The 21,010-nt window shown below is 42.1% G+C and carries 18 protein-coding genes; 17 read left to right on the top strand and 1 reads right to left on the bottom strand.

All coding sequences use genetic code 11. The features are described from left to right. Positions 1-2: 2 nt before the first annotated feature. From MKL51_RS10850 to MKL51_RS10780, 15 genes are all read left to right on the top strand, one after another. Positions 3-338 carry a hypothetical protein gene (locus tag MKL51_RS10850; protein ID WP_270904300.1) on the top strand — a complete coding sequence of 112 codons (336 nt, stop codon included), beginning with the start codon at positions 3-5 and terminating at the stop codon, positions 336-338. After that, positions 319-1,944 carry a terminase gene (locus tag MKL51_RS10845; RefSeq protein WP_270904299.1) on the top strand — a complete coding sequence of 542 codons (1,626 nt, stop codon included), beginning with the start codon at positions 319-321 and terminating at the stop codon, positions 1,942-1,944. The genes MKL51_RS10850 and MKL51_RS10845 overlap by 20 nt, the downstream gene beginning before the upstream one ends. 77 nt (positions 1,945-2,021) lie before the next feature. After that, complete coding sequence (locus MKL51_RS10840) at positions 2,022-2,276, top strand: hypothetical protein (RefSeq protein WP_000337838.1); 255 nt, start codon at positions 2,022-2,024, stop codon at positions 2,274-2,276. Between the two features lies 1 nt (position 2,277). Beyond that, positions 2,278-3,969: a portal protein gene (locus tag MKL51_RS10835; RefSeq protein ID WP_000133665.1), complete on the top strand. Its 1,692-nt coding sequence runs from the start codon at positions 2,278-2,280 to the stop codon at positions 3,967-3,969. After that, positions 3,966-4,295, top strand: coding sequence for a Bbp19 family protein (locus MKL51_RS10830; RefSeq protein ID WP_270904298.1), 330 nt, complete (start codon positions 3,966-3,968; stop codon positions 4,293-4,295). The genes MKL51_RS10835 and MKL51_RS10830 overlap by 4 nt, the downstream gene beginning before the upstream one ends. Beyond that, entirely contained in the window at positions 4,264-4,923 is a 660-nt protein-coding gene (locus MKL51_RS10825) for a hypothetical protein (RefSeq protein ID WP_270904297.1), read from the top strand. Before MKL51_RS10830 ends, MKL51_RS10825 begins: the two co-directional genes overlap by 32 nt. Positions 4,924-4,934: 11 nt before the next feature. Then, a complete protein-coding gene (locus MKL51_RS10820; RefSeq protein WP_001142379.1) occupies positions 4,935-5,957 on the top strand; it encodes a major capsid protein in 1,023 nt (340 codons plus the stop codon). 13 nt (positions 5,958-5,970) lie between these two features. Beyond that, entirely contained in the window at positions 5,971-6,375 is a 405-nt protein-coding gene (locus tag MKL51_RS10815; protein WP_071708551.1) for a Bbp16 family capsid cement protein, read from the top strand. A gap of 11 nt (positions 6,376-6,386) precedes the next feature. Then, positions 6,387-6,674 carry a hypothetical protein gene (locus tag MKL51_RS10810; protein ID WP_270904296.1) on the top strand — a complete coding sequence of 96 codons (288 nt, stop codon included), beginning with the start codon at positions 6,387-6,389 and terminating at the stop codon, positions 6,672-6,674. Positions 6,675-6,679: 5 nt separating this feature from the next. Continuing rightward, positions 6,680-7,234: a hypothetical protein gene (locus MKL51_RS10805; RefSeq protein ID WP_023187945.1), complete on the top strand. Its 555-nt coding sequence runs from the start codon at positions 6,680-6,682 to the stop codon at positions 7,232-7,234. Next, entirely contained in the window at positions 7,235-9,271 is a 2,037-nt protein-coding gene (locus MKL51_RS10800; protein WP_270904295.1) for a hypothetical protein, read from the top strand. Then, positions 9,268-9,738, top strand: a complete 471-nt coding sequence (locus MKL51_RS10795; RefSeq protein ID WP_023187947.1) for a phage protein Gp13 family protein — start codon at positions 9,268-9,270, stop codon at positions 9,736-9,738. The genes MKL51_RS10800 and MKL51_RS10795 overlap by 4 nt, the downstream gene beginning before the upstream one ends. Continuing rightward, entirely contained in the window at positions 9,735-10,364 is a 630-nt protein-coding gene (locus tag MKL51_RS10790) for a hypothetical protein (protein ID WP_071709591.1), read from the top strand. The genes MKL51_RS10795 and MKL51_RS10790 overlap by 4 nt, the downstream gene beginning before the upstream one ends. After that, positions 10,364-12,625 (top strand): transglycosylase SLT domain-containing protein, encoded by a 2,262-nt coding sequence (locus tag MKL51_RS10785; RefSeq protein ID WP_270904294.1) that lies wholly within the window; start codon positions 10,364-10,366, stop codon positions 12,623-12,625. Before MKL51_RS10790 ends, MKL51_RS10785 begins: the two co-directional genes overlap by 1 nt. A 2-nt stretch (positions 12,626-12,627) precedes the next feature. Continuing rightward, complete coding sequence (locus tag MKL51_RS10780; protein ID WP_052691325.1) at positions 12,628-12,960, top strand: hypothetical protein; 333 nt, start codon at positions 12,628-12,630, stop codon at positions 12,958-12,960. A 14-nt stretch (positions 12,961-12,974) separates the two neighbouring features. Here MKL51_RS10780 and MKL51_RS10775 read toward each other — a convergent pair whose 3' ends face one another. Further along, positions 12,975-13,118 carry a hypothetical protein gene (locus MKL51_RS10775; protein ID WP_171249681.1) on the bottom strand — a complete coding sequence of 48 codons (144 nt, stop codon included), beginning with the start codon at positions 13,116-13,118 and terminating at the stop codon, positions 12,975-12,977. Positions 13,119-13,494: 376 nt separating this feature from the next. Here MKL51_RS10775 and MKL51_RS10770 point away from each other — a divergent pair, with 376 nt between their 5' ends. Together MKL51_RS10770 and MKL51_RS10765 are read left to right on the top strand one after the other, a co-directional pair. Beyond that, a complete protein-coding gene (locus MKL51_RS10770; RefSeq protein ID WP_046023630.1) occupies positions 13,495-14,349 on the top strand; it encodes a KilA-N domain-containing protein in 855 nt (284 codons plus the stop codon). 81 nt (positions 14,350-14,430) lie between these two features. Next, positions 14,431-20,961 (top strand): GNAT family N-acetyltransferase, encoded by a 6,531-nt coding sequence (locus tag MKL51_RS10765; RefSeq protein WP_270904293.1) that lies wholly within the window; start codon positions 14,431-14,433, stop codon positions 20,959-20,961. The last annotated feature ends 49 nt before the right edge of the window (positions 20,962-21,010 follow it).

The raw sequence follows: 21,010 nt of genomic DNA, 5'->3' as shown, positions 1-21,010 counted from the left end.
TTTTGGATTTTCCTAATGGTTTTGGTTATTTGCGCCACTTACGCAAAGGTACATGGTGTGGACCTATGACAAATACTTTCTCGCTGACAGTTTTTCTCATTTCAGTATTTATCAATCTACTTATCCCTATGCTTATGGTGAGATTCTGGCACCTCAAGAAATCAGCATTTTTTAGCTGTCTAACATGGTTCTTAATGTTTGCAGTAGTTGGTGAGTATTTCAGGCTTCAGGAAAACCACATCAGAGATTTAGCCGATGTTTGGTTTCTCTTTGCCATTAGTTACATGACCATCTTTGAATTTGGTGATTGGATTGACTATGAACAAGCCCAACGATGACGAACTACTCGCATTACTTGCGGATATGAGCGAATCGGAAATTGAGCAATTTATTAATTCGCTTGATGAAGATGAACGTGCAGTTATTAGCAGGATACTTGCAAATGCTCCCGTGTGGTTTCCGCTTGAAGGCCCCCAAATGGCTGCTTACACATCGGATGCTGACATTATCGGTTATGGCGGTGCAGCGGGCGGGGGCAAGACCGATCTGATTGCAGGCTTGTCACTCAATGTGCATAAGCGCGTACTGATTGTACGGCGTGAAAAGGCACAGACAGACGGCATTGTGCAACGTATCGAAGAGATCGTAGGGCACAAGAACGGATACAACACGCAAAAATCAGCATGGCGTTTTGACAATAGCAGACTCTTAGAGTTCGGCGGCCTTGACAACATGGGCGATGAGAAACGTTGGCAAGGGCGTGCGCATGACTTGAAGGCATTGGATGAAGCTACAGAAATCCGTGAGTCACAAGCAATGTTCGTAATGGGTTGGAATCGTACTAGCGACCCAACGATAAAACCAAAGTGCCTTTTGACATTTAACCCGCCTACTACAGCCGAAGGCCGTTGGGTTTTAGATTTCTTTGCACCTTGGATTAAGAAAGGGTACCCGAACCCTGCACAGCCGGGCGAGTTGCGTTGGTTCGCACGTATCGGCGGCAAAGATCAAGAAGTTGAGAGTAATAAACCCTTTGTACTTATTGACGATCATATTGTTTATGACTTTGACCCTAAAGACTACAAGCCCGAACTCATCATTAAACCTAAATCACGCACGTTCATTCCTGCACGTGTGACGGACAACAAGTACTACATGGAAACAGGCTACATGAGTACCTTGCAAGCATTGCCTGAACCTTTGAGGTCACAAATGTTATACGGCGATTTCGGTGCGGGTATTGAAGACGACCCTTGGCAAGTTATTCCTACAGAATGGGTTGAAGCGGCTCAAGCACGTTGGAAACCACTTGAAGACATGCGCATTTTGCATCGTGGAGATTTCAAGATGGATTCTTACGGATTGGACGTTGCACGTGCAGGTAGCGATAACACGATTGGTTTTGCGCGTTACGGTTATTGGTACGACAACCCGAACGTACTTGAAGGTAAGGATTCACCAGACGGACCAACAAGCGCATCGTTTGCTGTGTCGCATGTCCGTGACCATGCGCCCATTCATGTCGATGTGATTGGTGTAGGTGCAAGTACTTACGATTTCTTAAAGCAATCAGGTATTCACGCTGTGCCTGTGGACGTACGCAATGCGGCAACTTCTTTCGACCGTTCAGGCCAACTTAGTTTTTACAACCTGCGTTCACAACTCTGGTGGCAGTTCCGCGAAGCATTAGACCCTGCCTATGGCAGTACAGTTGCTTTGCCGCCTGAGCCAAAGCTTTTAGCAGATTTAACGGCGCCACGTTGGGGATTACAGGGAACCAAAATCAAAGTGGAATCTCGAGAGGAAATTATTAAGCGTATTGGCCGCAGTCCTGACTATGGTTCAGCAATTATCAATGCGCAAATTGATACACCTAAACGCCACATTATGCAGACCATCAATGCATCAGCTGCTAGACGTGATTACGACCCATACGCGTCATAGTGTCAACAGGAAACAGGGCCTTTTCAATGTGCCAATCGCATAATGTCAAAAAAGGCAAAACTAATCGGAGCCCTTCAATGTGCGTGAAAAATATTCTTGACGGCGTAACCAATATTCTTGGGATGGATGCACCAAAGGCGCAAGTCATTGCACCGCCAAAGCAACCAACGCGCCAAGATTCTAAATCTCCTGATTCATCCGCGACCATTGACCGTGTACAGCAAGCACAAAATTCCATGTCTGGTGGTATTGCAAATACGCTTTATACCGATGCTCAAGGCGTGAGTGACGAAGATTTGCGCTTAGGCAAGAAAACTTTATTAGGCGGTTAAGATGACTGAAGACGATATCAGAGCGCTGAAAAAACGGTTTGATGCTGTTTGGCAATTACGTGTAAATGATATGGACGATTATTGTGCCGAATTAGCATTACACGTTTTGCCTGCTGCCATCAAAACGATTAAAGACCAAGAAAAGCATGACCGATCTGCATGGTCCAAAATAGTTGATAACACTGGTAAAGACTCGTTGAAAACCCTTGCAGCGGGTATGGTATCGGGCACTTGTTCGCCAAGTCGTAAATGGTTCACCTTGCAAGCCGCAGATGAATCATTGCAAAAGGATATTGAAGTTCGTCAATGGCTTAAAGCTGTTGAGGATGCTTGTTATGTTGCTTTTTCAAAAAGCAATGTTTATCGAACTGTGCATCATATTTACATGCAAGAAGGCGCTTTCGGCATTGGTGCGGCGTTAGCACCTGAACATGGCCGCAATTCAAAAGCTCAACTCATGGATTTAATACCGCTTACTTTCGGTGAGTTTGCTATCACAACGGACGAGTTTAATAAACCGAACGGCGTTTATCGCAAATTCAAATTAACCTCTATCAACATGGTTAAATATTTTGGATTGGATAACGTTTCGGATGCTATTAAGAACGCGTTTGAAAATAAAAACTACGAACAAGAGTTTGAAGTTTGCCATGCAATTTATGAACGAGTAGATGCAAAAGGGTATGGACCTAAAAACATGCCTTTCGCTTCAATTTACTATGAACCAAGTTCATCAAATAAATTGCTACGCGAAAGTGGCTTAATGAGTTTTCAGGTTATTTGCGGACGTTGGACTGTTTCAAGTAGTGATGTGTACGGCGAAGGACCTGCAAGCGATTGCATTGGTGATTTACGTGCATTACAGAAAGGTCATCAACAAATTGCAGTAGGTGTGGACTATCAAGTTCGACCGCCTTTGCTTTTACCTGATTACTTGAAAGGTCATGAGCGTGAGACATTGCCAAACGGTATTGCATTTTACCAAGCGTCACCAACGAGCCAAGTTGCACAAGTTCAAGCAATGTTGAATGTGCAATTCGATTTGAACGGTGTTATGGCGCAGATTGCACAATGTCAAGAGCGTGTTAAACGCGCATTTCATACAGATTTGTTCATGATGCTTGATGCTTTTGATAAAGGCAAAATGACCGCTACAGAAGTATATGAACGCAAATCTGAAAAGATGCTCATGCTTGGTCCTGTAGTAGAACGTCAAATTGATGAATTATTGCGTCCACTCGTTGAAATCTGCGTTGAGCGTGTATTGGCAAACAGTGAATACCTACGTCAAATTGCACCAGAAGCGATTCAAAACGCTGATGTCGAAATCAATTTCGTATCCATACTTGCACTTGCACAGAAATCTTCTGGCTCGGCGATTCTTGAACGTGCCCTTGCTATGATTGGGCAAGTAGCCCAAGTTGACCCCCAAGTACTCGATAAAGTTGATACAGATAAATTTATGGATGAATACGCGGAGATTAACGGCGTATCGCCTGATATTTTCCGTCCTCAACGTATCGTTGACCAAATCCGTAGTGACCGTGCAGCACAACAACAAATTGCACAGCAACAAGCCCTTGCTGCCCAACAAGCACAAACGCAAAACACTAACGCCAATACGGTTAAGACCGTAAGCGATACAGATGCAGAAACTTTGTCTGACATGTTCTTGCAAGGCGGTGGCGCATGAGCGATTTAGAAACCAAAGCTAAAGAAAATAAGAGTGAACGTGACCAGGAACTAAATGACCTGCGCTCAATCTTGGAAACGGAACACGGTAAACGTTTTCTAATGCGATTAATTGATCGGGCAAGCATATTTCAACCCACCTATGGCGGTGGGTCACAAATCAGTGATTTTGCTTTCATGGAAGGCCGCCGAGAGTTTGGCCTATACATCCTTGGTGAAATCACACAAGCCAATTCAGATGCATGGCTAGACATGCAGAAACAACGATTTTCAAAACTTAAAGAGAAGGTGAACCATGAGCGAAGTGACAACTACGACAGCAACTGATGCAGCAACTACCGCTACTACAACGGATACACCTGCTGTAACTACAACTGCTACTGAAACAGGTGGAGGCAATCCTGCTACAACTCAGGTTGAAACCACACCTACTACAAGCACTACTACAGAAAATACTGAAACCAAGCCCGGAGTTTTATTAGGTGGTGAAGAACCGCATGCAGAACAGCCGATTCAATACACAGATTTCACTATGCCTGAAGGGTATTCACTGAACCCAGAAGATTCAAAAACACTTCAGGAGCTTGGGCAACAGTTCAAAATGCCGCAAGAAGCGGTGCAAAAACTTGTCGATTTAGGGGTGCAAATGCAACAACGACAAGCACAAGAACAGCAAAAAGTGATTGCTTCTTGGGTTGACGCAGCTAAAGCGGACCCTGAATACGGCGGGGAAAAATTGAAGGAAAACCTGTTGACAGCACAACGCGCCTTCAGCTTACCACGTGGCGCTGAAATCTCTAAGATTCTCTTTAAGAGCGGACTCGGTAACCATCCCGCTGTAATTGGCTTTATGACAGAAGTTGGTAAGTTGTTAGAAGGTGACAACATGACACATGGAAAAGGCACAAATACAGCGAACGTGGCACCAGCGGCCGTATGGTATGACAAATCATAAGGAATACTTAGATGCCTACGATTGTACAAACAAACCCAACATTAGCCGACGTTGCCCATAACATTGGTACGAACTCTAAAGTTGGGGCGATTATCGAAGTACTCAACAAACGTCAAGACTTACTTGACGATGCTGTAGTGCTTGAAGCAAATAGTGGTACCCACAATAAAACTAGCGTTCGCTCAGGTTTACCAAAAGGTACATGGCGTAAATTGAACTATGGTGTGCAACCCGAAAAAACATCACGTGTTCAAGTCTCTGATAGTACTGGTCAGTTAACTTCGTATTCAGAAGTTGATAAAACCTTGTACGACCTTCAAGGCGAAAATAAAAAACAATGGCGCTCTGAAGAAGATGCAGGCTTCTTAGAGGGTATGTCACAAGAGGTAATGGAAAACATTATCTATGGTGATGTTGCAGGTGATGTATCTACCTTTAACGGTTTAGCAACGCGTTACAACCATCTTATTGACCCTGAAACAGGCGTAGCACCTGCAAACGCTGTAAACATTCTGGATGCAGGCGGTACAGGCACTGACAATACGTCAATTTACATTGTGCAGTGGGGGCGTGAAAAAACTCACTTGTTCTATCCGCAAGGTACGCAAGCGGGTCTTGATATTCAGGACAAAGGGCAACAAACGGTACTTGATGCGCAAGGCGGCCGTTATGAAGCAATGCGAACATACTTCCAATGGGACGTGGGTTTATCTGTACGTGACTGGCGCTCGGTTGTTCGTATCGCAAACATTGATGTTTCGGACCTTTCAAAAGACGCATCTACTGGTGCAAATCTTATTGATTTATTGGACGAAGCACTTTCTCTCTTACCACTTGCAGGTTCAGCACGTACAGCAATCTACATGAACCGTACTGTTAACCAAGCGCTTAAAGGCCAAGTCAATCACTTTAAAAATGTGCGCTTGACTCTTGAAGACTTCCGTAAAGACGGTAGCCGCAAAATTCAAGCATGGGATGGTGAGCCGATTCGCATCTGTGATGTGATTCTTAACACTGAAGCCCGTGTAGTTTAAGGAGAATTTAACCATGGCATTAGTTGATAAATTACTACAGTTCTCCGATAAGCAAGCTATTGCGGCGGGTGCTAGTACTTTCACTTTGGACACAGTGCATAAATCTGTTGGTACTGCGGGTTTACCTATCTGCCTTCAAGGGCATGTAGTTGGACCTGCAAACGCTACCGTTACAGTGACACTTGAAGAAAGTGCGGACGGTACAACTTTTACAGCGGCAGCCGCGTCAAAAGCGTTTAAAGCTGCTGAACTGAACAAAGGTACGTTCTTTTACGTGAACAGTGCGACAAAACGTTTTATCCGTTTGACTTATGCAGTTGCCAATGCGCCTACCGGATCGATTTCGGCTTGGTTGGGCAATGAAGCGGATATCCGTACAAACTACGACGCTGTAAGCGGCGCAACTGTTCCAGTTTAAGGAGTTGGTAGATGTCAAATCAAGTTGAAGTTGTTGCGATTAAAAAGGGTTTTTATCACGGCATTCGTGATGTTGGTACGCAGTTTCATGTACCACCAAGTTTGATTACTAGTAAAAAAACTTGGTTTAAACCTGTGGATGAGAAATACGCTGTTTCTGATCAGCAAAACACAGACCCAAACAACCCTTATACGCGAATGAACAAAGAAGCGCTTTCACAAGCCGCTGCTGAAAGAGGCATTCAGTTAACAGGGGCTGAAACCAAAGCGCAAATTATTGAGCTTTTAACAGCTGAGTAAAGCCTATGAGATCAATTGTTGATCTTTGCAATTTAGCCCTGTCGCATCTTGCGCAGGGCTATGTTGTAAATGAACTAACCGAACCGACAAAGCATGCAAGATTGTGTAATACCTTTTACCCAATTTGCCGTAGAGAGCTGTTGGACAACGAACATCAATGGACGTTTGCCATTAAGCGCGTTCGATTGAATGTCGATGCAGGGTATGAGTTTGGCACGGCGTATGTTCTACCGAGCGACAAGGTCCGCATATTTCAGCTTGAATCAGGCAGCCGATTCTATGTAGAAGGTAATCTTCTATTCACAGAAGATACCGCACCAATCTTACGTTATGTTCACGATGTGAAAGACTTGGCGTTAATGCCTGATTCTTTCAAGACCGCTCTATCTTTTTTATTGGCCGAGCGAATCGCAGGACCATTGACACAGAACGAGCAACTACAAAGGAAAATGATGGCAGGCTATGCAATGAGCTTAAACCAAGCCATTTTCATTGATCTGCAACAACATCGGATTGAACCACGGCCTGAGCATACAGGCTCAATGTTTGAGGCACGATAAATGCAATATTCGTTTAATGGCGGCGTAATTTCGCCCGATATGTTCGGCCGCATTGATCAGGCGAAATATCAGACTGGTGTAGCTAAATGCAAAAACCTTTATGTCGAACTGTTTGGCGGGGTTGTCTATCGCGCAGGCTTCCGCTACGTACACCATTACCCGAAAACAATGGGCAAAATGCGTTTAATCCGTTTTGTCTTTAGTGAAGAACAAGCCGTTGTTTTGGCTATTCGTGCAGGCGCTATAAATTTCTTTGCTGACGGCGGTATGCTGCTGAATGAAAATAATGAACCTTTAGAAGTTGAAGTTCCGTATGCCGAAGAGCATTTAATGCAACTCCGCTATGCTCAATCTGCCGATGTAGTGACGATAACCCATCCTAACTATCCTCCAAGAAAAATCATTCGTAAAGGTGCAACTGAATGGACGACTGAGATAGTCACAGTGGGGTATGGCATAGGAACCCCTCAAAATGTTGCAGCAACAGCCCATATTGAAGATAAATATAAACCCGGTGGGAACATGCACGACTCATACATTGAGCGTGATTATTCTTACCAAGTCACCGCTGTAGATGAACAAAATGAATCTGCGGCGTCATTAAAGGTTGTCGTACAAAACGACTTAACGCTTGCAGGGAATTACAACACGATTACATGGGACGCGGTAACTGGTGCTAACCGCTACAACATTTTTAAACTACGATCTGGTTTAGCAAGCTTCATAGGTGAAACAACCGAAACCAGCTTTACAGACGATAATATTGAAACAAATGGTTCAATCACACCGCCATTAATTCGTAACCCTTTTGAATATAACCCTACTGCCGTTTCTTATCATGGGCAGCGTAAGGTTTACGGAGGAGGGTATAAATCCCCACAATGGATTCGTATGTCGCGTACAGCAACGGATGACAATTTCGGTTATCACATTCCTACTCAAGACACAGACTCAATTCAAATTCGTTTTGCTGCTCGTGATGGTAACGGCGTAAAACATCTTGTCACTTTGAATGATTTACTGATTCTAACAAGTGGTGCCCTGTGGAAAATGTCAGCGGATGGGGCAGTAACTGCTGCTAGTGTAAACATGAACAAGCAATACAACACAGGTGCGAATGATGTGACCCCAGTTGAAGTTGATGGGGCAGCAATATTTGCGTCTGATCAAACAGGTCATGTACACGAAATATCATTGGCAAGTGGATACAATGCATCTTTTTATCAAACAATTGACCTATCAATAATGTGCCCACAACTTTTTGATGGGCATAAAATTGTAGATTGTGCGGTTTTGCGTAACCCATTGAATATTATATATTTTGTTCGTAATGATGGTGTTTTGCTTTCGTTAACTTACGAGCCGCAACAACAGGTTTGGGCTTGGGCTGAACACCATACGAATGGTAGATTTCTTTCAGTTGCTGAAATACCTGAAGATGACCAATCTGTTTTATATGCTTTTATTGAGCGTGACGGTTTTTATACCATTGAACGAATGCTTACAAGGCAGCCGTTAGATATGCAAGACAAATGTTACCTAGACAGTAGCATACAGTATAAGGGCAGCCCTACATCAACTTTAACCGGATTAGATTGGCTTGAAGGACAAACAGTATCTGTATTTGCAGATGGTGGCGTTAAACCCGATGTAAAAGTAGAAAACGGCACAATAAAACTGCCACGTGAATTATCTAATATTTGGGTTGGTCTGAATTATGAAGCTGAACTACAAACATTGCCAATTTTTCAAGAACAAAATGACCCCGTTAAACCTAAAGTCGTCAATAAAGTTCACCTAAGAGTAAGAGAGTCTCAAAACATTTTGGTCGGTGCGAACCAAGATATCGAGGACCGTACACCAATCGATGAGTTTAAACCGCGCAGTAATGAGCGCTATGGTAGCCCTCTTAAATTGTATTCAGGTTTAATAGAGGTACCAGTTGACAGTACTTACGAAAGTGACATTCAAATTACTGTAAAACATGATAAACCTTTACCTATGAAGCTATTGGCAATTGAGGTAAAAATGACATGAGACGAAATAATATTGAAATTCGTAAGCCAACTGAGCGCGATATTCGTATTCTTGTTGAAAACCTGCGCGATGCCGATAAAGATGAAATGAAAGCGTACTTCAATGACAACTTTCATTGGATGATCAAAATGTCTATCAAGCATTCAAGTGATGCTTGGACTGTAGTAGTTAACGGTAAATTGCTTTTTATTTGTGGCGTTGGAGTGTCAAGTTTAATAGGAAATGTTGGTTGCCCGTGGTTACTTGGCACAAATTTCATAAAACAATATCCGTTTGAATTTTACAAACAATGCCAAAGTATTTTAAAGGAAATGCGGTCGGAGTATGCCGTTCTTGTAAATCATGTGTATGAAAAAAACGAGAATGCTATACGTTTCTTAAAAAGACTAGGCTTTGATTTAAAAAAAGCAGAACCATACGGCGCGAACAATAAAATGTTTCATCCGTTCGTGATGGGGGCGTTATGACAAATCCATATGCATATGCAGCGGTTAAAGGTGTAGAAGCGCTTTCCAATTACGCAAAAATGAAGGCGCAAAAACAGGCGTTTAAGCAACAAGAAAAGCTCGCCCTTTACAATGCAACCCTTTCAGATAATCAGGCTCGGCAAGCCATCGAAGATGGTACCAATGCCGTAACTGATTATCAGCGTAACGTTTCGGCCTTTAAATCAAGCCAAATCAACGCCCTTGCAGAGAATGGTATTGATGTAACACAAGGTTCAGCCATTGATTTACTTGCTTCAACAGAGATGCTTGCTCAAGGTGATATTGATTCAATTAAATACAATGCTGCGCTTCAGTCTTGGGGGCACAAGGTTCAAGCCACAAATTACCGCAATCAAGCCGAAAATTATCGTGTTGCTGCGAAGTCCATTAGACCTGTATTAAGCACGATACTAAACCTTAGTGGGGAAGCTGCTGCCGCATTTGGTTCAAGTATGGGTAAAGGCGGTTTAGGGGGCGGGATTGAAAGCGGTTCTGCATCTAGTGGCGGTTCTGACTTTGCTTCAAGCCTTTATGGTATAGGTGGCAGTAATTCGCAAGGCGCGTCATGGCAAAATTATAATTGGAATTGGTTTGGAGCTAGTTAATGCGTATTCCACAATTTAATCGACAAGTTTCTGACAATAGCGTTCCAAATGTACAAGTCAACGGGGGCGTGTCAGCAGGCGAAGCGGCAAGCCTAGTTGGTAATAAAACTGATAGCTTAATCGGCGCACTTAATTCAGGTTTGAATGCGTACCAAGCATACCAAGATGAAGCGGACCGCGTACGTGTTATTGATGCCCAAAATAAACTCGCTGAATTAAAACTTCATTTGCAAAATAATGATGTCGATGGGTACGGCAACAAAAAAGGGGTAGATGTTGTAAGTTTTGATGATGGCAACGGTGGCGGGTTTGTAGACTACTATACAAAAGCATATCAAGATGGAGTTGGGCAAATTGCAAATACTTTAGGTAATAGTCGTCAACGTGCCTTGTTTAAAGAAATGTCAGAACGTGACGCGGTGCAGTTCAAAGGCTCATTACAAAATTACTTTGTACGTGAAAATGACGTTTATCAACAAAGCGTTTATTCCGCGGCAACAGACCGACTTGTCCGAGAAATAGGAGAGAATCCTTTAGATTTTTCTAGTAACGATGAAAAACTTTTAAACCTAAAAGCAGCGATTGGTAAAAAAGTTCAATTAGAAGGGAAATCGGCACTTGAAGGTGAAAACCAATATCTTAAGATAGCATCTATAGCACACACAACAAATTTATCTGTTTTAACAGAGTCAGGAAATTTAAAAGGGGCTATAGCGTACCGTAATAAATATAAGAATGAAATTTCTTTAGAAGACAGCTTTAAAGTCGAACAACGTATTCATCAAAAATTAGAAGAACAACAGGTGGAGCAGCTTGCCAATCAAATTCTTACAGGTACGCAAGACTTTAGTAATCCTGCTTTAAACGCACCACCTCAAGCATCGGCAGAAATTGCAAAAGAATTAAAAGCATTAACGCCAGAGCAAATGAAAAGCATCCGATACGATGATCAGCGTTTGGATGTTTACACCGTGCATGCTGCAAAAGAAAAAGGTATGGAATGGGCTGCACCATTACTTTTAGGAATTCGCTTAGCAGGTGAGAAATCAAATAACAGCGCTGTGTCCCGCAGAGGCGCAAAATCAGTAATGCAGTTTATGCCTAAAACTTGGGAAGAATATAGTAAAGGCGGTCAGAGAGATATTAATAATCCGGCTGATACTATTGACGCTTCATTAGAGTTTGTGAATTGGATTAGCAAAAAATATAAAACTAAAGACCCGATGGTCATTGCCGCTTACTATAATGGAGGGCACCCGGCCGCAAATGCTGTGTTGAAAGGACAACAGCCACCTGCACCAGAGACACAAAAATACTTGCAACGTTTGGATAATTGGATGTCAGATGGTTTTGGAGCTTATGCTAAAAAACCTGCTAAAACTCGGGGCCAAGCGTACGAAGAAATTGAAAATAGTAATGCCCCGATAAGCATTAAGCAGAAAGTCTTGTCCTATATAGATAGGTATTATAACGGTCAAGATAAAGCAAAAGAAGAAAAACAAAATCAGGTCTATGATTATTACTTCAAAGCAATTAATTCGGGGCAGTTCTCTTATGAACAGATTCCTGTAGTAGATATTAATTCTTTAGAGCCCAATCAAATTAAGAGCCTTGAAGCTGTTAGTAATTCTAAATTTAAAAAAGATATTAAAACTGACCCTACGATTTACAGCATGATTATGCTAAATAAAGATGAGCTTTTCAAAGGAAAACCACAATCAGTTTTGCATCAGTACGCTGATAAATTATCCCCATCAGATTATCGTGCTGTCACAAAAATGTACATCGATGTAAATGCTTCACCAAAAGATGCAAGAAAAGAAGATGCTATTGAAGTTAGCCCTAAAACGGTTTCGGATTATTTAAATCCTTATCTACCTATGCTTGGTATTACAAATAAGACAAATAAGAATCAGATCGATCATTATGCTGCTGTTCAGGCAGACGTAACACAAACATTGCGTGAAGCTGAAGCTCGAAAAGGAAGCAAGCTGACCAAGGATGAATTTAGTCGAGCTGTTCTTAAAACGATCGGGCTAAATACCAAAATCACAACATCACGTTCTTTGTTCGGTGTGTCAATTGGCAGTTCTGAAAGCAATTTAAATCGCATATACTCAGTTAAAAGTAAAGACGATATTGCTCCTAATACTCAAAAGAAAATTGATGACTTGTTTAAAAAACAAGGTCGTGATTTATCAAAAGTAACATTGGCAGAATATCTTAATGCTTACTACTCAATGGCTAGAAGGGGGTTTTAACGGTGAAAAAATTTATTTTGGGGGTGTTACTTATATTAGCCCCCGTAATTATTTATGAGATTATATTGACGGTTTTAGCCTCTTTTGGAATAACAGATACCTCTACAATAAAGGTTATCGTTGCCGCGGTTTACTCTTTAATATCTGTCCTACTTATCGTTATTTTTTACGAAAATATAAGCTCCCTAAAAAATAGGTTTTTAACGGTTTTATTGGATATTTTAACTGGCAGCGCGATATTCTTTTTGGTGCATCCCTCTTGGGTTCCTGTATTCTATTTATTAATAAGTTTGTTCGTACTGTTTTATTGGCACAAAAGACAAAAAGGCGCGTAACGCGCCTTTATGTTTTAGCGACCACCTTTACGTTGGTCTGCTGCGCGATCTCCACAAGAAGAACCATCTTTGGCATTTTGCCAGCTATGATCACAACTTCCTGCAAAGGTTGCAGAAAAAGGTACAGATAAAGTTAGAATTAACATTAATTTTTTCATACATTGTTGCCTATGTTCTGGATATTAAAGATTAAAATATAACCCAAAAAATAAGATATTAATACGCAATATTTTGCGAATACGTAAAAATTTGCATGTTCATGAAAAATACGCTACATTTTTATCAGGTGCTCAAAACACCTAAATACGAAGCGTAATTGTCACAGCGTCATCGTGGCTTTAATTTTGTCCTTAAAAAGACAATACTGACCATGTATACTCATGTACGTGTTTGACATGTGCACGTTTACTCTATGGTCGGGAGTGCGGCTAATACAACACCCGAAAGGGGAATACGCCCGCAGACTTCGTACTGTTTTGAGCTCCTGACCGCCCATCTCAAAAATGGGTAAATCTCAACGAAGGAGTAAATAAAATGTGGTCAGCCATTTTAAAATATGAAAACCCAATCACTTTAGGTTCAATTGTAATCCGCCAAGACAATGAAGGACGTTTTTGTCTTAATGATTTACATAAAGCATCTTTTGCTAAAGTCAGTAAAAAGCCTTCTGAGTGGCTTCGCAATCAACAAACAAGAGAAATTATTAACGAATTAGTGATCGAAGCGGGAAATCCCGCTTCGGTAATTCAAACTATTAAAGGCGGACTATTACAAGGCACCTATGCAGTCAAAGAACTGGTCTATGCATACGCAATGTGGATTAGCCCTTCATTCCATCTTCAAGTTATTCGCGCATACGACGAAATGATTGTTAAGCAATTGGAGAAGGCTCGTAATAATTCTATGGGGATGTTGCATATCCCCGAACCTATTTCGCCTGATACAAATCGTTATACCGTAGTTAAAAGAGACGGTGTTACCACTTTACGAGATGCGAAGGATGTATCTTTTGTTAATGCTGCACATGTTTCCGATTTGCGTCGTGATCTAGGCACAGTAATTCGTGCATTAGAAGAGTTGCGATATCGAACAAAAATTGTTGATGGTGAGCTGAGCGCCAATGAGTTGGCATTGCCCTTAATTTGTGAATTGAGCGAAAATGGTCAGCAATTTGAACGAACTATTTCAGACGATGAAATTGCAAACATGACTCCATCACAAAGCAAAGCCATGGTACGTGATAAAGTTGCAATCGCTATATCTATGCTTAAAACAACTTATCATCCTGATGATATTAATCGTATGTGTAAAGAGTTCGGCATCCATCGAGATACAGCAAAACGTATTCTGAGCAAGTTATATCAACAGGCAACAATGTTGGCAGGTTGATAAGCTGTCAACAGCAAAAGGCAGTCTAACCAATAACAGCATTTAAGATTACAAATAACCGTAGTCTTAAGTGCTTTTATTATGTCTGATCAAAATACAAATCTGACAATTGGTCAATTATTCGAATTAAACCAAGGCAAGAACCCAACGCAAATTGCGGATACAGAAGCCCGTGCGCGTAAGGCTGCACGTTCGTTGGGCTTAGACTATAACAAGATGACAGAAACACCAGAGCAGATCGTTTCTGTTGCGGATGAGGTAAACACTCAAAAGCGCGTCAATGAAGTGGTTGCAAGTGACCCTGTATTGGGTAAATACGCACTTAACCCAAATCAAGCCGCTGTTTCACTTGACGACTTTGAAAATCTAAAAGACATAAGCGATAAAGTATCACTATTGGGTTCGAGTTTGAACAAACCGCACGAACCTGTTTCATATCAAGACATACAAAATGTTTTGTCTAAAGGAACATCACCAGAACAAAAAAAGAGACTGAAAGAACTAGGTATTTACGAAGACCCTCAAAAGCAGGTCAAGCCGAATGTAAACCCTAATTTATTGGATACGCTAAGTACATCTTTAGTGCCCCAAACATCAGACCAAGTTTTCAAAGAACATTACGACCGCATCAAGAAAACAGCAGGCGTAATGTCTGCCGAACGGTTTAAAAAATACTATGAAAACCAAGTCTATTGGATGGAGCACACGGCGACTGCTGAACCTACCAGTCCACAAGAACAAGGCAATCGATATATAAATGCAGCTATTCGTGCTGTTGCGGCTATTGGTCAGACAGAAGGCGCAGTAATTAGCGCGACAACAGGAAACGATATCCTTCTTAACTTGGCGACACGTGTTAAAAATAAAGCTGCCCCATCACAAGAAATGACGCAAGCGCTTTACCAAGCACAACTTGCGGCACAGACAAATGATGCAGGCGTATTGGGCGCGGCACAAGAACTGGTTAGCAATGCTGATGCAGGTTTAGTGGGTGAGTTTTTAATTGAACAAGCACCCCCCGCATTAGTTGGGTATTATGCAGGCGCAGGGGCAGGCGGTGTTTTAACAAATTCACTTATCAGAAATACAGCTAAATATGCCCCTATGGTGATGAACCTAGAAAAGGCGGCTAAGTTAGTACGCGGAGTAACAACCGCAGGTAATGCGGCACAAGGCGCATTAGGTGCAGGCACGGCCGATGCTCTGGTGTCATATGGGCAGAACATGGCAGAAGCCCGTGAGAAGTTTTTAACCCGCCAAGAACAGATTGATTATGCAGCTGCAAAGACATGGGGTTCAGCTAAATATTCAGCATTGGGCGGTGCATTAATGCCTGTAACTTTTGGCGGCCCTTTGCGTACTGTTGGTGGTCAAGCGGTCATTCAATCCGCTGCGGGCATGTATTCCGTTAAAGGTGCGGCTGATGCAGTTGGTGAAAAGGCTGATCCAGTCGAAATGGCTTTAGAAGGTTTGTTAGAAGTTGCAACAGCTGCGCCTGAAGTAGCGATTACATCTGCGGCCAAAGTTAAAAACCAACGCACAGCACAATTTGCATTAGACCAATTGCGACAAGATCAACAGCAAGATGCTGTTCGTTCAAGTACATTTGCCGCAGTACTTAATAACCTTATCGACCGCAATAAAGAAAGTAAGACGGCACAACGCGATGACTCTGCCAGCCAAGCGTTTATCAAACAGGCAGTTGAAGAACACGGCGCGGTTGAAGAAGTTTATATAGATGGTCAGACCTTCAACCAGTTATTACGTGACCGTAATATTGAGCCAACCGATTTATTTGAACGTGCTCCAAGTCTTCAAGATCAGTTGGGTACCGCGGAAACATTTAACGGCACTGTACAGATACCAGTAAATGAATTTGTTTCTGCAATGTCGGTTGTTGAGCGTCCAACAGATTTTGTTGAGAACGTTCGTTCAAGCCCAGACATGCCAACTTATCGCGAAGCCCAAGAGAACCTTGCAAAAACAACGGAACAAATGCAGCAAGAAGCCGATACATATATGGCTGAGCAAGCCCGTTTTGAAAGTGCTGAAGATGCAAAAGAGTTGGTAGCAACAGAAGTACAAAACCAATTGGCTAAAGTCGGAACATTTACGGCTAAATACAATCGTGCAGCGGGTGAATTAACTTCAGCTTTCTACTCAACCTTGGGCGATAAACTCGGCATTAGTGCAAAAGAAGCCTTTGACCGTTACCCAATTCGTATTGCTGACGACTCTGTTCAATCAGAAGTTAAGGTACCTGAAAGCGTTGATAACAATGTAACACTTGATCAGATGCAACAACCAAAAACAGAACCAAAAGGCCAAAGGTACCAACAAAGTAAAGGGGGCACACGCGGCTCAATTACTTTTAATATTGGTAAGGATGGTTCAACAATCATACTAAGCAAAAATGCTGACTTTTCAACCTTTGTGCATGAGCTTGGGCATCACTTCTTAGAAATGAATATGCAACTCGCCCTAAGTCCTGATGCACCCGCACAAGTCCGTGCAGATATGGAAACGGTAATGAAGTGGGCTTCACCAGAAACAACTGATCTGGGCGAATGGGATTTTTTCACCGATGCAGAAAAAACAGAAGTACACGAAAAATTTGCAGAAACTTTTGAACAGTATGTTTTTACGGGTAAAGCACCAAGCGCGGCATTAAAGCAAGTTTTCAACCGATTCAGACAATTCATGATTGCCGTGTACCGGAACATTGAAAAGTTTATGGGCATCAATGACCGTGCAGAATTGAACTCTGATATCACAGGTGTAATGGACCGTATGCTTGCATCATCAAGTGCAATTGCTGAAGCACAAGCCGCATCAAATCTTGAAATGCTAATTCATCAAGATGATGCAATGCGCCTTGGTATTTCGCCAAAAGATTATGACGAAATGCGCCAAGATCATGAAATTGCTACAGAATTATCTATAAATACTTTAGAGCAGAAATCCCTGCGCAATATGATTTGGTACCAAAAACAGAAATCTAAGTATCTGAAAACATTGCAAAAAGAAGCTGATAAAAAGCGCGCTGCCGTTCGCGAAGATATGGCAAAAGAAATTGCACAAGAACCTGTATATCAGGCTATGGCATTTCTACGTCAACCGCTTGACCAAGTTGCTAAGCGTGATTCAACAAAGGTTGAACCTGAACGCGATAATCTATTTGAAGCGATTGCTAAATTCGGCGGGCTTGATGCCAATGAAGTAGAAAGCACTTGGGGCATTGATGAAGCTGCTAAAACCAAATCGGGCGTTGGAAATAAACCTGTCGTACGTTCTTCAAAGTCAAAAGTAAAAGGCCTGTCAATTGAATCGATGGCTGAGAAGCTCAGTGAAGAAGGGTATTTAACTTTAGATGAACACGGAAAATTTGATACCCGTGAACTTGAAGATAAATTTGCGGAACAGTTGCGCGGCGTTAATCAATATTCAACGCAAGTGGATCCTGAATTATTGGACTATTCGCAAGACATGGATTTGCTGCAACGCTATGCAGAAGGTCGCACAACCAAAGGTAAGTTATCACTAGATTGGATTGAAGCTAAATATGGCCGTGATAGTGATATTTACCAACGCATATCTAAAGGCGCTTATGGTTTTGCACAGCGCGGTGGAGAAAACCCCGACGTAGTTGCTGAAATGTTCGGATATGAAAGCGGCGATGCATTGATTCGTGACTTGCTTAATTCACCGAGTCCTAAGCAAAAAATTGATGAGCTCACCGATGCGCGTATGGCTGTACAATATTCTGAATTTTTCGATCAGCAAAGCATTATAGAAGCAGTCGAAGCCGCATTACACAATGATGTTCGTGCGCGTATGCTTTCAGCTGAAATGGCTGCACTAAACGGTTTGCTTGGCCGCAAGTCTGCTTTGAATGAAGCAGCAAAGACAGTTGCTCAAGACATTGTGCAACGTCAAAAAATTAAAGATATTCGACCGCATGTACGTGCACAAGATGATGCTCGTTTAGGGCGTATGGCAAATGAAGCATTTAGAAAGGGGGAAACGGTAGAAGCTGCGCGCCATAAGCGCAATCAGTTGGTTCAATTCTATGCAACCAAATACAGTTATGATGCAAAAGACCAGATTCAAAAACACCTTGATTTGGTCAAAAAGGTTTTTGGCAATAACGAGAAGTTATCTAAAAACCGTGACTTTGATTTTGTGACCGCTGCCCGCGGCATTTTGGGCAAATATGATCTTGGTCGCGAATCTACTAAATATGAGCATCAGCTAGAATTGATTCGTAAATATGACCCGACCACATATGCCGAAATACAAAACATAGGCGCATTGCCTGAAAACCAAAACTATCGCGAATTAACGCTTGAACAGTTCAATGCAGTTATGGCTGCGGTCGAAACACTTTGGCATCGATCTAAAGAAAATAAGATTTGGCATACAACCAATGAAGCCTTTGAGCGTGAACAGGTCCGTGAAGAACTAATACAGCAAACAGGCGGTAAGAAAAGCGTTGAGAAGATTCAGCAAACTTTATTGGGTAGAGATAAGACCGCAGAACTTAAAGCTAAGTTCATGGAATTAGGCGCTTCCGCAAAACGTGTCGACCAGGTAGTAACTTGGTTAGACGGCGGTGCAAGTGGCAAATTCCGTACCTATCTAATCAATCCTATGCAAGATGCTTTGGCTAAATATCGTATTGAGAAAGCCAAGATGCTTAAAGACGTGGTCGATATTTTTGAAGGATTTGGCAAACTCGATAATTCAAAAATTGCTGCGCCTGAACTTAATAACTTTACTTTCGTGGGCAAGCAATCTTTGCTCCATGCGATTTTGCATACAGGTAATTTAAGCAACAAAGAGCGTCTTGTTTTAGGTTATGGTTGGGGTGCGCGTTTAGAAGATGGTTCGGTCGATTTCAGCGCATGGGATCAATTCTTTAGCCGGATGGTTAAAGAGGGTGTGATTACCAAAAAAGATATGGATAACATCCAAAAACTCTGGAATCTTTTTGACAAATACAAAGAGCAAGCACAAATCACTCATAAAAAAATTAACGGTCGCTATTTTGATGAATTACCACGTACGCCTATTAGTACGCCATTTGGTGAGTATGAAGGCGGTTATGTGCCTGCTGCTTATGACCGTATACGCTCAAATGAGCAAGACCGCATTCAAGATAAAAACTTAGCTGAAAACAACTTAGCTGCATTAGATATCGCAACGACTGGCGCGAACTTTACCAAGTCACGTGCAGATCGTTACCACGATCAACTTGAGCTTGATATGTCTCGGTTACCAAGTCATCTGGATAAAGAATTGCGCTATATCCATCTTGAATTACAGATTCGACAAATCGGGCGTTTATTGCTGAATAAAGATTTTCGAAATGAGATTGAGCGTGTCTTGCCGTTTGGTGTTAAACAAGTCTTTAACCCTTGGTTGAAAGCAATCGCAAACCAGACTGTTGATGAAAGCTCAGGCGTTAGTTTGCTAGATAATATTTTCCGCACACTTCGCCGCAATACGGGTATCGCGATTATGGCGGGTAACTTAAAAAATGCTGTTGAGCAGTTCACAGGCTTTACACAAGTTGCTGTTGCAGTACCACCGAAACAATTGCTAAAAGCTCAGGCCCATTATTTTGCTTCAGTTGCTACCCGTGAAGACATGGCAAATAACATCATGGAAATGTCTGACTTCATGAAAACCCGATTCGACCGTGCAGCGGATGAATACCGTTATGCGGTGGATGAAATTGTTTTTCAAAAGGGTGCAATTCAAACAGTGAAAGACTTCACCATGAAGCACGCTTATGTATTGCAGACAACAATACAAAGACCAATGGAAATGATTTCATGGCAAGCAGCATTTAACCATTACACAGAGCAGGGCTATACACAGTATGACGCGGTTCATGCTGCTGATGCGGTTATTCGCCAATACATGACAGATATGTCACCTGAAGGTATTTCAAATCTTGAACGCGGCACACCCGCTAAGCGTATGTTTTTGATGTTTTATAACTGGTTTAATATGATTTGGAATACGACGAGCTCAGAAGCTAAGTTAGCGCTTGAAGCAAGCAACGGTTCATGGGTTCAAGCTTCGCCACGTTTGGCCTATATCGCTTTGATGATGATCTCTATTCCTTCCATTTTATCTGAATTGCTCAGTGTGATATTTGCAGGCGGCTTGCAGGATGGTGATGATGACGGCGATAAATGGGATGATCTATCCGCAAAACTTGCGCTTTCACAGTTAAAGATGCTTTCGGCTTTTGTACCGTATGCGGGTAATGTGGTGAACGCTGCAATTAGCAATACAGACGATAGTGTTGTGAATGACCGTTATACAGCTTCACCAGTGTTTAGCATGGGTGAAAGCGGACTTTCATTAATTCAACATGCAAAACGCGCTTTAGATGAAGATAAAGAAGTAAACCAAGGTAAAGCAGCCAAAGACATGTTGAACACTGCAACACTTGCAACAGGCATTCCGTTTGCTGTACTTGGTAAGCCTATCGGTTATTGGCTTGCCATTGCACAAGGCAAAAAAGATGCGCCTGATAGCATTTATGATGCGACACGCGGAACGATTACAGGAAAACATGCGCCTGAAGATGATAAGTAATGATGTGGCGTGATAAACTGTTATTTTCCGTTATTTAACAACAATTTGC

The sequence above is a fragment of the Acinetobacter sp. AOR18_HL genome (assembly GCF_027855145.1).
Classification (GTDB): domain Bacteria; phylum Pseudomonadota; class Gammaproteobacteria; order Pseudomonadales; family Moraxellaceae; genus Acinetobacter; species Acinetobacter pittii.
The sequence above is the reverse complement of the archived record's forward strand: the minus strand, read 5'-3'. Positions and strand labels throughout refer to the sequence as shown.

What these genes read in the sequence shown, in the direction of transcription:
- MKL51_RS10845 (WP_270904299.1), top strand. Translation starts at nt 319, where the DNA reads ATGAACAAGCCCAACGATGACGAACTACTCGCATTACTTGCGGATATG.
- MKL51_RS10840 (WP_000337838.1), top strand. Translation starts at nt 2,022, where the DNA reads ATGTGCGTGAAAAATATTCTTGACGGCGTAACCAATATTCTTGGGATG.
- MKL51_RS10835 (WP_000133665.1), top strand. Translation starts at nt 2,278, where the DNA reads ATGACTGAAGACGATATCAGAGCGCTGAAAAAACGGTTTGATGCTGTT.
- MKL51_RS10830 (WP_270904298.1), top strand. Translation starts at nt 3,966, where the DNA reads ATGAGCGATTTAGAAACCAAAGCTAAAGAAAATAAGAGTGAACGTGAC.
- MKL51_RS10825 (WP_270904297.1), top strand. Translation starts at nt 4,264, where the DNA reads ATGAGCGAAGTGACAACTACGACAGCAACTGATGCAGCAACTACCGCT.
- MKL51_RS10820 (WP_001142379.1), top strand. Translation starts at nt 4,935, where the DNA reads ATGCCTACGATTGTACAAACAAACCCAACATTAGCCGACGTTGCCCAT.
- MKL51_RS10815 (WP_071708551.1), top strand. Translation starts at nt 5,971, where the DNA reads ATGGCATTAGTTGATAAATTACTACAGTTCTCCGATAAGCAAGCTATT.
- MKL51_RS10810 (WP_270904296.1), top strand. Translation starts at nt 6,387, where the DNA reads ATGTCAAATCAAGTTGAAGTTGTTGCGATTAAAAAGGGTTTTTATCAC.
- MKL51_RS10805 (WP_023187945.1), top strand. Translation starts at nt 6,680, where the DNA reads ATGAGATCAATTGTTGATCTTTGCAATTTAGCCCTGTCGCATCTTGCG.
- MKL51_RS10800 (WP_270904295.1), top strand. Translation starts at nt 7,235, where the DNA reads ATGCAATATTCGTTTAATGGCGGCGTAATTTCGCCCGATATGTTCGGC.
- MKL51_RS10795 (WP_023187947.1), top strand. Translation starts at nt 9,268, where the DNA reads ATGAGACGAAATAATATTGAAATTCGTAAGCCAACTGAGCGCGATATT.
- MKL51_RS10790 (WP_071709591.1), top strand. Translation starts at nt 9,735, where the DNA reads ATGACAAATCCATATGCATATGCAGCGGTTAAAGGTGTAGAAGCGCTT.
- MKL51_RS10785 (WP_270904294.1), top strand. Translation starts at nt 10,364, where the DNA reads ATGCGTATTCCACAATTTAATCGACAAGTTTCTGACAATAGCGTTCCA.
- MKL51_RS10775 (WP_171249681.1), bottom strand. Translation starts at nt 13,118, where the DNA reads ATGAAAAAATTAATGTTAATTCTAACTTTATCTGTACCTTTTTCTGCA.
- MKL51_RS10770 (WP_046023630.1), top strand. Translation starts at nt 13,495, where the DNA reads ATGTGGTCAGCCATTTTAAAATATGAAAACCCAATCACTTTAGGTTCA.
- MKL51_RS10765 (WP_270904293.1), top strand. Translation starts at nt 14,431, where the DNA reads ATGTCTGATCAAAATACAAATCTGACAATTGGTCAATTATTCGAATTA.